Below are 9,939 nucleotides of genomic sequence, written 5' to 3' on the forward strand. Positions count from 1 at the left end.
GCATTGAGAAGCGATTTATCTCACTTGTAATTTAAGACGTGTTGCCAGTGTTTCTTCATCCAGTTGGTAAAGCTCATCCAAAAGATGCATTTGCAAGCTACCTGGCCCTCGAGCTTGCTCAGCCGCAATTTCACCCACAACGCCAAGCACCGCTGCCGCAGCAAGGCCTGTTTCCTCGCCGATTGCTGCGAAAGCGCCAGTCAGTGCGGTTAACGTGCAACCCATGCCCGTTACGTATGGCATCATCTCGTGACCATTATTCAGCTGGACGGTTTGCTCTTTTGTCACGATGTAGTCAGTTTCGCCGGAGATCACCACGCTCGCTCCGTATTCTTCAACTAAGAAGTGAGCCGCCTCAAGGGCTGCACCACTACTGTCGAGTGCATCTACACCTTTGCTTTGCGCTTGCTCACCAGCGAGAGCAATGATTTCGGACGCATTACCACGAATGATTAACTTGTTTGCAAGACGGGCGATTTCGCGCGAGGTTTCGGTGCGCAGTGAACTTGCACCGCAACCGACAGGGTCGAGCACAACGATTTTACCGTTCGAATTGGCTTGCTCGACGGCATAGCTCATGCGCGGCGTCCAAACGCTGTCTAGGGTGCCGATGTTGATCACCAAAGCGCCAGCAAACGACATCATTTCTGCCATTTCTTGCTTTGAATGCGCCATGATTGGCGAAGCACCGATAGCCAACAAAGCGTTCGCCGTGTTGTTCATCACCACGTAGTTGGTAATGTTCACGACTAAAGGCTTTTGCTGACGCACTGCGGTTAATGCTTGAGTGATTTGTTCTATTAACATGAGATTCTCCAATTAACCTTATTGCGCGTTTAGACCTTGTTGCCAAAACGCCACTTCCATACGCGTTGCGGTTTTGAAGACCTGAATCAGGTTTTGACCGCGCTGGCTGTGGATGTCGATTTCAGCCAGTAGCTGGTTAAAGTGTTCGGCCCCACTTGCCACGCCAGATTGGAACTCTTCACCGCCGTACAAGTTAATCCAACTTGCGTAAGGATTGCCTTCGAATACCGTGTTTTCATCTTCAATCAGCATTTTACCAATGACGGCGTAGCCGATGGAGCAAGGGGCGAGCGCGGCATATAAGTCAACTAAGTCACCCGTCATTCCCGCATCCAATACGTAGCGCGTGTAAGCCACCGTGCCAAAGTCTTCCGGCTCGTTTTCGAGATCAGATTCCGTTAATCCCCACTGACCGCAGTAGGTAACATGGTGGGCAATCTCTGAATCTAAAAGCGCATGTACGCTTGGTAGTGCGCGGCGCATATCGTCTAACGTACGCGCTTTGTAGATTGCCAGCGCATAAGCTCGTGCGTACTGTTTTAGGAATAAGAAATCTTGCTTTAAGTAATGCAGAAAACAAGGTTGAGCCAGAGTGCCTTTGGCCAATTGCTGCACGAAGGCATGCTCGGTGTATTCTTGCCAATCTTGCCGACAAGCGTTAATCAAATCTTGGTATTTCATAATTGGGCTATCTCGTAATTAGTCAAAGCTCGGTACGTAATCTTTCGCTTTTGGTAGCGTTTCGATGATTTGTTGTGAGTACATGAACTCGGCGTAATCGTCGTAGCGTTTTAGATCGACTGCTGATGGGCGAAGCGCGAAACGAGTTAACGTGTCATTCCAAGCGCGTTGGTTGAGCTCGTTGTTTAGCGTGTCTGGCGAGTAAGCGACAAACTCTTTCCAAGACTCTTTAGGATGGTTGACGATGTAAGTGGTCGCTTGCTCCAGCGCTTTGTTGAACGCTTTAATAGCCGCTTTGTCGTAGGTTTTTGCATTCGCCACAAACACCAGTTCGTCATACGCTGGTACGCCGTGTTCTTCTGGGAAGAAGGCTTTGGCTTTGTAGCCTTCTAGCGCAAGTTGGTTGGTTTCGAAGTTACGCAAGCCGCCCCAAATAGCGTCTACTTTCCCTGAGGCAAGAGAGGAAGAGAGTGCCCAACCGACGTTGATGATTTGCACGTCAGAAAACTTCACGTTCTCCTGCGCAAGCATGGTGCCGATTGTCGCCTCTTCGTTACCTGCGATCGCAATACCGATCTTCTTGCCTTTAAGGTCGCCAAGGTTGTCGTTCTTGCCGTTATCCAACACCATCAATGTGTTGAGGGGAGTAGCAATCAAGGTCGCAGAGCGAATTAATGGCAAGCCAGCCGCTACGTCGATGGTCAGGCTAGGTTGGTATGAAATCGCCATATCGACTTTGCCAGCCGCAACTAGTTTGGGTGGAGTGCTTGGGTCGGCGGGTTCTTGTATATCTACCTTCAAACCTTGCTGTTTAAAGTAGCCGCGCTCTTGTGCGATCACGATAGGGCCATGGTTCGGGTTAACGAACCAATCCAGCATTAAAGTAAGCTCCTTTTCGGCAGCAAGTACGTTAGTTGAAACGATTGAAGCGAGCAGAGCAGCAGCGCTCATGAGTTTGTTTTTATTCACGGGGGTCTTCCTTTTTCTTTCCCTATTTGTTTTCCCAGGGAATGGCTTTTTTCAGTAATTTGTCAGTGGTGAAATAGAGTGCGATAGACAGCGCGGCGAGGATGAATAGGGCAGCGAACATCTCATCGATGATCATGCGTGCGTTGGCTTGCAGCATCAGATAGCCTAGGCCCTCACTTGAGCCGACCCATTCACCTACCACGGCACCAATCGGCGCAATAACCACGGCAACGCGAATACCAGACGCTAACGTTGGTAGGGCGGCAGGTAGTTGAATATGGCGCAGTAATTGCCATTTCGATGCGCCCATGGTTTTGGCAAGATCGAGGTAACCAGTTGGTGTATTGCGTAAACCGTCGTAGCAACATGTCGTGACGGGGAAAAAGATGATGATCGCCGCCATTACTACTTTCGATGCAATGCCGTAACCCAGCCAAAGCATGAGCACTGGCGCGATAGCAAATACTGGAATTGCTTGGCTGGCGATAAGAATCGGCAATAGCCAGCGTTTGAGCGGCTCGAACATCAGCATTTGCAAAGCGAATAGCAAACCCATTGATAAGCCGAGTGCGAGGCCAAGTAGGATCTCTTGTGCCGTTACCCAAGTGTGTTTGAATAGCACGTCGTATCGAGTGACTAATCTATCCAATACTTCAATTGGCGAAGGCAAGATAAAGCTTGGCATGTCAAACACCACTACAATGAGTTGCCACAAACCTAAGATCACGGCTGCGCTGATCAGCAGACGCAACGCCGGATGAGTCACGCGTTCCTTTTTATTAATACGCGCCGAAACGGAGTTGTACTGAGTCATATCACTCATAGTCTTTCTCCAACTGATCCAAAATCGCTTGCTGCAGAACTGCGCACTCTCCATCGAGAGCTCTTGGTTGCTTGGAGTTCGGAACAACCAAGTGCTGTGCTTGAGCTGGCGTGCCTTGTAACACATAGAGTTGATGCGCCAATCGCACCGCTTCTTGCGGATCGTGTGTAATCAAGACAACGGTTTTGTCTTTTAGTAGCTCGGCAGAGAGAGTTTGCAATTTGTGGCGAGTCACGGCGTCCAATGCCGAGAAAGGTTCATCCATCAAAACCAAAGGTTTGTCTTGCATCAGAGTGCGAGCAAGGGCTACGCGCTGTCGCATACCTCCGGAGAGTTGAGCGGGTTTGGCGTAAGCGTAATCTGCCAACCCAACGTGCTCTAACAAGTTGAGAGCGCGTTGTTTCTCATCCGCTGGATTTGAATTGGCGTGAGAAAAGCGCGAGCTGAGGCAGACGTTATCCAGCACGTTAAGCCACGGTAGCAATAAATCCTGCTGAGCCATGTAAGCGATACGGTCATGCAGTGCAGCGCCATCGGTTGTGATGAGTTCGCCATGCCAGTCAACTTGGTCATCCAGTAGGCCAGCTAAGTAACGCAATATTGTGGTTTTCCCGCAGCCACTTCGTCCGAGTAATACCGTCCATTGACCGACAGGAATGGTCATGTTCACTCCCGCTAAAGTCGGTGTTTGGCTGTCTTTGTATTGCAAACTGGCGTCGGAAAGCTGAATGCCAATCGCGTTAGCGAACATAAGTATGACCCGAAAAAAAGTGATTCACAGGGCCGTGACCTTTCCCCACTTCCAATTCATCAGCGTGTGCGATAGCTTGGCTGATGTACTGCTTACCAAGGTGCACCGCTTTGTGTAGGTTGTTGCCTTGGCTAAGGTAAGACGCAATGGCGGAAGACAGTGTACAGCCCGTACCGTGGGTGTTTTTGGTCGGAAAACGCTTGGCGCTGATTAACTCCGCACTGTTTTGCATGATCAGCAGATCGTTGCTGTTTTCATTTTCTTCAAGATGACCGCCTTTGAGCAGAATAGCTTTGGCACCAAGTGCACGAAGGTCGGTAATCATATCGTTCATTTCAGATTCTGATTGAGGCACTGGCTTACCCGTCAATGCTGCACCTTCTGGCAGGTTAGGAGTGATGATGTCTGCCAGTGGAATTAGTTCTTCTTTTAATGTGCTGATTGCTGATTGCTCAAGTAGCAAATCGCCGCTGGTGGCGACCATGACGGGATCAATCACAAGATGTTTAGGTTGGTATTGCTTAATCTTGTTAGCAACGACTTTAATGATGTTCGAATCCGCCAGCATGCCGACTTTTACCGCCACAATATTGAGATCGGTAAACACCGCATCGAGTTGGCTTTCAACGTGATCAAGAGGAATAGGGAAAATCGCAGAAACGCCTTGCGTGTTTTGTGAGGTGATGGCGGTAATCACTGAGCAGGCAAAGCTGCCAGTTGCGGACATCGCTTTGATATCGGCTTGGATGCCTGCGCCGCCGCCGCTGTCGGAGCCTGCGATGGTTAAGACAACTGGGGTGGTTATAGGTGATTGTGCCTGGTGTAAAGATGGCTGTGATTGCTGCGTCATGGTCGCTCCTACTACAAGACGTATAGGAACTGACTTTGACCGTTGTGGATAGATCGATTGTTCGATCGTTATCGCTCGCCAAAGAGGAGCGGCGAAAGGCAAAGTGCGCATAGTTCCCTACGTCAGTGCTAACTGAATCAGGTTCAACGGGTCTCGAATCTCGATCTCAGCCAACGCTTATCGCGTGGCCCCCCGACTATTTCGCTCGGATGATAGCAGGCCCCTTGTAGAAGGGATACGTTTTTTGAGAGTAATTATTATTGAGTATTCAATTATGCGAGGTGAGTGATAGAGTAAGCATCTAAATGGTTCGTCGTGTGGAATTTACTAGTGCAACGCTCTGGTGAAAGAGCTGAACCTGGAATATTTAATAAATAATCGTGGTCTCGTTAAGCAAGGATTAGCACAAAACAAGGTTAAAAAACTGTTAAAATTTAACGCGTTGCCAATTTAACTTTGTTGAACTTTTCGACAGTTAATTAGGAAGGCTAAGACGATCATCGAGCAAGGAGACTTCATGCTTAATTCTGCAACAGCGAAGTCAGTGATCGATCATGCTCTCTTTTTAGGGGCTGATTTCGCTGAACTATTCGTTGAACATCATCAAACTAACACCGTCCAGATCGCATCTGGTGAGGTGGACAAGATCAATTCGGGGATTGATTTTGGTATCGGCATTCGCCTCTTCTTCGGTCACAAAGTGCTTTATGGATACACCAATAGCACGGACGAAGCCGAGCTAAAACGCGTAACGTCATTGCTTGCGGCAAAAGACAAGCGTGAACAAATCGCGTCAGCAGGTTCTTTGAATTTGAACCGCTACCCAATCCAACACGGTTGCCGCATGCCGTTAAGTCAGGATGCTAACTTAGATTCAAAAATCGCGTTTCTATTGAAAGTTGACCAAGCTGCGCGTGCAGAAAGTGAGTACATCAGCCAGTTCATTGGTAGTGTGCTTCAGCGCGAGCAGCAAGTGTCTATCTTCAACTCAGAAGGTTTGCATGTAGACGATACGCGTCACTACATTCGTGTGGCGGGTAACACCGTTGCTCAAAAAGGTAATGAGCAGTCTTCTGGTATGGAAGGTCCTGGCGCTCTTGCTGGTTGGGAGTTCAGCGAACAGCTTGATGCAAAAGAGCTGGGTCAAACTATCGCGCAGCAAGCGTTAGTGAAACTTGGCGCTGATGCTTGTCCATCAGGTGAAATGCCAGTGGTAATTGGTAACGGCTTTGGCGGCGTTATCTTCCATGAAGCGTGTGGTCACTTACTAGAAACCACTTCGGTTGCGAAGAAAGCGTCCGTATTCCACGACAAAATGGGCGAAATGGTTGCTCACACTGCAGTGAATGCTGTAGATGATGGCACCATGACCAACGAATGGGGCTCGATTCATGTTGATGACGAAGGCATGAAGACTCAGCGCACTCAACTGATCAAAGACGGTAAGCTAACCAGCTTCATGGTCGATAAAATGGGTGGCATGAAGACAGGTTATGAGCCTACGGGTTCTGGTCGTCGTCAAAACTACAAGTTCGCACCAACCTCGCGGATGCGTAACACCTTTATCGAAGAAGGTGAGCATTCACTTGACGACATGCTGGCAGGTATCGAACGTGGTATCTATGCGAAGAAGATGGGCGGCGGCTCGGTTCAACCGGGAACGGGCGAGTTTAACTTTGCTGTTCGTGAAGCTTACCTCATTGAAAATGGCAAAATCACCAAACCTCTGAAAACAGCAACGCTGATCAGTACGGGTCCAAAAGTGTTGAAAGAAATCAGCATGGTCGGCAAAGACATGGCGCTTGCGCCGGGCATGTGTGGTTCAGTAAGTGGTTCAGTACCAACAACAGTCGGTCAGCCAACACTGAAAGTAGATAATATTCTGGTAGGAGGCGGTAACTAATGAGCCAAGAAAAACAACTTCTTAATGCGGTTGATTACGTACTATCAGAAGCAAAGCGTCAAGGCGCAGAAGCGGACGTCATTGTAAACTGCAACAGCAGCTTTTCGCTGAAAGCAAACCAAGGCAAGCTGGATGAGTACAAAGTAAGCTCAAGTCAAGTGCTGGGTGTTCGAGTTATTAAAGATGCTCGTGTCGCGACAAGTTATTCTGAATCACTCGAGCAACCAAGTTTAGATTTGATGCTCACAAACGCGCTGCAAAGTGCTCGCTTTTCCAAGCAAGATGAACATCAGAGCATTAGTTGCGTGAACAGCCAAATCACCACTGATATTGCAGAAATTGCGCAAGACGATACCACATCGGTCGATGAGAAAATTGAACTGTCCCTTGCGCTTGAGCAAGGTGTTGTGGCTCTGCCTCACGCTTCAAGCTCACCATACAATGGTTACAGTGACGGTGAAACTCAGCTCATCATCGCGAATACTCAAGGTACGTTATGTCAACATTTCGAGCGATCGTTCACTTGTTACGCGTATACCCTGTTTGAAAAAGACGGCAAACAGTCGATGGCGGGAAGAATGTCGCTAGGTCGCCGTTTTGATGAGTTGGATCCAGCTTATTGTATAGAAGGCGGTTATAACCTTGCTCGTGATCTTCTTGAAGGTGTACCGGTTGCGACGGGTAACTACCCCGCTATTTTCCACATCAATGCGCTGGCAAGTTTATTCGGTGCTTTCGGCAGTGCTTTCTCTGGTGTAAGCGCGATGAAAGGCATTACGCCACTGGGTGATAAGCTTGGTCAACGTGTTGCGAGTGACTTGATTACCTTTACCGATGCGGCATACATGCCGAATGGTATGGCTATCGCAGGGTTTGATAGTGAAGGTTTTGCCACCCAAGACAATGTGTTGATCGCTAATGGCCAACTGAATACGCTATTGCACAATAGCCAAACAGCGAGTTATTTGGGTGCAGTGTCGACGGCAAGTGCTGCTCGCGGTGCAAAATCGAGCTTAGACGTGTCAGCGAATCACAAAGTGATTGCGACAGGCAACAGCAGTGCGCCAGAAGTCAAAGCAGGTGAATACCTAGAATTAGTGGAACTGCAAGGGGTTCACTCTGGTGCAGATGCTGTCAGTGGTGATTTCTCATTTGGTGCGAGTGGTTTCTTGTGTCGTGATGGTCAACGTGTTCAACCTGTGCGCGGAATTACAGTTGCAGGTAACTTCTATAAGATGCTGCAAGAAGTAGAAGCTGTGGGTGATACCCAGCTTATTAATGATAGCCGCACTTTCTTCGCGCCAGATGTGCGTTTTGCTCGCTTGAGTATTGGCGGCAAATAAGCGCGGCATAGAAAATCAGAAACAAAAAAGAGGACTCAATCGAGTCCTCTTTCATCATCTAGCAACGTGTACGCGAATAACTAAAATTCGCGGATGTCCAACTCATTGTGGATCAATACCACACACTGAGAAGCGAAAAGCATCTTAGGACCTAAGCTGATCTTCTCAGTACCTAGGCGCTTCAAGCTGTTGAACGACTTCTTCGGCATCGGGATGTGATCGGTTAGCAAGAAACATGGGTTTTCACCAATTTCTGTGTCACGAACAAATTCGCCTTTCTTGTCCAACATATAAAGTTGGTGATCTTCGGCTAGTTCTTGAACCAAGCGTTCGAAGCTCACTGTACGAACGGTGATACCAGGTTCGACTTCACGAAGCTGCTCTTTACCCATACCAACAGATGCGTCCAACGCACGGGCAACGGCAGCGATCAACGTTGACTCGTGAAAACCACCAATATTGGTAATGTCGTTTGAACGAATGGTAATCGTGCGCGAGTAATCCTTCGTGCTCTCTAATACCAAGTGAACAACCACATCTTCACGGTGAGATTGTGCCACGAACATGGTGTTCATCATGGTATGAGCAAGGATCTCGGTATGCGCCTCGTTACCAACACCTTCTAATAGTGCTTTGCTGGTGGTTGGCGCCGCGCGAGCTCGTAAAACAAAAGAGCGCATGAGTTTAGCCTCTATATAGGAAGAGTGAATGCGCGGAAGTATATACCCAAGCAGGGAAGGGATGCGAGTTTAATAGTAAATGTGAACTTACTTACAAAGCTTCGATTGTCGTGCGGAGTGTGCTAGTTAGAATAGGAGGCAACCCTGTTAGGAGCGGTATATGGAAATCAAAAAGATAAATAAAGACATTTATAAAAAGAAAGTAAACCTGGTGATTGGCGGTTTTGTTGCGTTGCTCGCTATCTCATCTCTTGCCTTTAGTACCTTGCTTATAGTTTTGTTTGGTAACACTGAAGTCGTACCTGAACAATCAACGGGAAACTTCCATTGGAATTTGATTGGTGTCGTTCTCGCAGTCGCAACTTCCCTCTCTTTATTGAATCAAATTAAAACTCGGCCATACATGGAAGAGGTGTTGTACGTTTGGAAGCTCAAGCAACTGCACAACAAAATATTTCGTAAACTAAAAAGCATTAAAGCAGCCGCGAGCAATGACGATGTAAAAGCGCTCACTACGCTTAAGTTCTATTACAAAACTCAACAACAAGTGTTTGAGTTAGACAACAACACATTGACGATGAATAGTGTAAATAAAGAATTAGAGGCAATTGAGCAAATCGAAGCGGCGCAATCACTGGATCTTGATATCACCAGCTTTAAAGAGAGCTGGGTAGACACATACTGATTGCCTATTTGCTACTTGAAGTTAACAACTGAGTGCTAAAATTAAGCGTTTGAGTGAGATTTAATCACTCGACGCTTTTTTTTAGTTTTTTTTCTAAAAAGGGGTTGCCAAGAAAAATCATCTCCCTATAATGCGCCTCCGTTGTCAGGGCAAAGCGGAAACGCAAAAGCGGTTGGCAACAAGGCGAAAGAAAAGCTTCTAAAAATTAATTTAAAAAAGTGTTTGACACTGAAAGTTAATTCCTTAGAATACGCCTCCGCTTCGATAGCAAAGCTTACGAAGCAAGCTCTTTAACAATATAGACCTATCAATCTGTGTGGGCACTCGTTGATGATAATCCAATTAGAAATTTCTCTTAATAAAGAGCGGTTTCAAATTAGGTTTCAATGATACGAAGTGACCATTGAATCTTCGGATTCAGCACAGTCAATTCAAACATTACTTTAT

Annotated in this window: 10 protein-coding genes and 1 riboswitch; of the genes, 3 read left to right on the top strand and 7 right to left on the bottom strand. The window is 47.4% G+C overall.

Going from position 1 to position 9,939, the window contains the following annotated elements; all coding sequences use genetic code 11:
* Positions 1-15: 15 nt before the first annotated feature.
* From thiM to thiD, 6 genes are read right to left on the bottom strand one after another with little or no spacing between them, the layout of a single operon-like run.
* The gene (thiM, locus tag ACWYVB_RS21495; RefSeq protein WP_457530088.1) at positions 16-807 is read right to left on the bottom strand and encodes a hydroxyethylthiazole kinase; all 792 of its coding nucleotides are present in this window, start codon (positions 805-807) and stop codon (positions 16-18) included.
* 18 nt (positions 808-825) lie between these two features.
* Positions 826-1,488: a thiaminase II gene (gene tenA / locus ACWYVB_RS21500; RefSeq protein ID WP_085344575.1), complete on the bottom strand. Its 663-nt coding sequence runs from the start codon at positions 1,486-1,488 to the stop codon at positions 826-828.
* Between the two features lie 18 nt (positions 1,489-1,506).
* Complete coding sequence (locus ACWYVB_RS21505; RefSeq protein WP_457530090.1) at positions 1,507-2,457, bottom strand: ABC transporter substrate-binding protein; 951 nt, start codon at positions 2,455-2,457, stop codon at positions 1,507-1,509.
* Between the two features lie 22 nt (positions 2,458-2,479).
* The gene (locus tag ACWYVB_RS21510) at positions 2,480-3,280 is read right to left on the bottom strand and encodes an ABC transporter permease (protein ID WP_457530091.1); all 801 of its coding nucleotides are present in this window, start codon (positions 3,278-3,280) and stop codon (positions 2,480-2,482) included.
* The gene (locus ACWYVB_RS21515; protein WP_457530093.1) at positions 3,273-4,031 is read right to left on the bottom strand and encodes an ABC transporter ATP-binding protein; all 759 of its coding nucleotides are present in this window, start codon (positions 4,029-4,031) and stop codon (positions 3,273-3,275) included. The genes ACWYVB_RS21510 and ACWYVB_RS21515 overlap by 8 nt, the downstream gene beginning before the upstream one ends.
* Positions 4,021-4,881 (bottom strand): bifunctional hydroxymethylpyrimidine kinase/phosphomethylpyrimidine kinase, encoded by an 861-nt coding sequence (gene thiD, locus ACWYVB_RS21520; RefSeq protein ID WP_457530095.1) that lies wholly within the window; start codon positions 4,879-4,881, stop codon positions 4,021-4,023. Before thiD ends, ACWYVB_RS21515 begins: the two co-directional genes overlap by 11 nt.
* Before the next feature lie 97 nt (positions 4,882-4,978).
* Positions 4,979-5,086, bottom strand: a riboswitch (TPP riboswitch).
* Between the two features lie 312 nt (positions 5,087-5,398).
* On the opposite strand from thiD, the gene ACWYVB_RS21525 reads away from it, so the two are divergent.
* Positions 5,399-6,784 (top strand): TldD/PmbA family protein, encoded by a 1,386-nt coding sequence (locus tag ACWYVB_RS21525; RefSeq protein ID WP_048625558.1) that lies wholly within the window; start codon positions 5,399-5,401, stop codon positions 6,782-6,784.
* Positions 6,784-8,127, top strand: a complete 1,344-nt coding sequence (locus tag ACWYVB_RS21530; RefSeq protein ID WP_005391846.1) for a TldD/PmbA family protein — start codon at positions 6,784-6,786, stop codon at positions 8,125-8,127. The genes ACWYVB_RS21525 and ACWYVB_RS21530 overlap by 1 nt, the downstream gene beginning before the upstream one ends.
* Before the next feature lie 80 nt (positions 8,128-8,207).
* Here ACWYVB_RS21530 and trmY read toward each other — a convergent pair whose 3' ends face one another.
* A complete protein-coding gene (gene trmY / locus ACWYVB_RS21535; protein WP_053809662.1) occupies positions 8,208-8,807 on the bottom strand; it encodes a tRNA (pseudouridine(54)-N(1))-methyltransferase TrmY in 600 nt (199 codons plus the stop codon).
* Between the two features lie 160 nt (positions 8,808-8,967).
* Between trmY and ACWYVB_RS21540 the strand changes: the two genes are divergently transcribed.
* Positions 8,968-9,492 carry a DUF3087 domain-containing protein gene (locus ACWYVB_RS21540; protein ID WP_145534167.1) on the top strand — a complete coding sequence of 175 codons (525 nt, stop codon included), beginning with the start codon at positions 8,968-8,970 and terminating at the stop codon, positions 9,490-9,492.
* Positions 9,493-9,939: the final 447 nt, after the last annotated feature.

The organism is Vibrio sp. JZG10 (assembly GCF_054064075.1).

What these genes read in the sequence shown, in the direction of transcription:
- tenA (WP_085344575.1), bottom strand. Translation starts at nt 1,488, where the DNA reads ATGAAATACCAAGATTTGATTAACGCTTGTCGGCAAGATTGGCAAGAA.
- thiM (WP_457530088.1), bottom strand. Translation starts at nt 807, where the DNA reads ATGTTAATAGAACAAATCACTCAAGCATTAACCGCAGTGCGTCAGCAA.
- thiD (WP_457530095.1), bottom strand. Translation starts at nt 4,881, where the DNA reads ATGACGCAGCAATCACAGCCATCTTTACACCAGGCACAATCACCTATA.
- ACWYVB_RS21540 (WP_145534167.1), top strand. Translation starts at nt 8,968, where the DNA reads ATGGAAATCAAAAAGATAAATAAAGACATTTATAAAAAGAAAGTAAAC.
- trmY (WP_053809662.1), bottom strand. Translation starts at nt 8,807, where the DNA reads ATGCGCTCTTTTGTTTTACGAGCTCGCGCGGCGCCAACCACCAGCAAA.
- ACWYVB_RS21515 (WP_457530093.1), bottom strand. Translation starts at nt 4,031, where the DNA reads ATGTTCGCTAACGCGATTGGCATTCAGCTTTCCGACGCCAGTTTGCAA.
- ACWYVB_RS21525 (WP_048625558.1), top strand. Translation starts at nt 5,399, where the DNA reads ATGCTTAATTCTGCAACAGCGAAGTCAGTGATCGATCATGCTCTCTTT.
- ACWYVB_RS21530 (WP_005391846.1), top strand. Translation starts at nt 6,784, where the DNA reads ATGAGCCAAGAAAAACAACTTCTTAATGCGGTTGATTACGTACTATCA.
- ACWYVB_RS21510 (WP_457530091.1), bottom strand. Translation starts at nt 3,280, where the DNA reads ATGAGTGATATGACTCAGTACAACTCCGTTTCGGCGCGTATTAATAAA.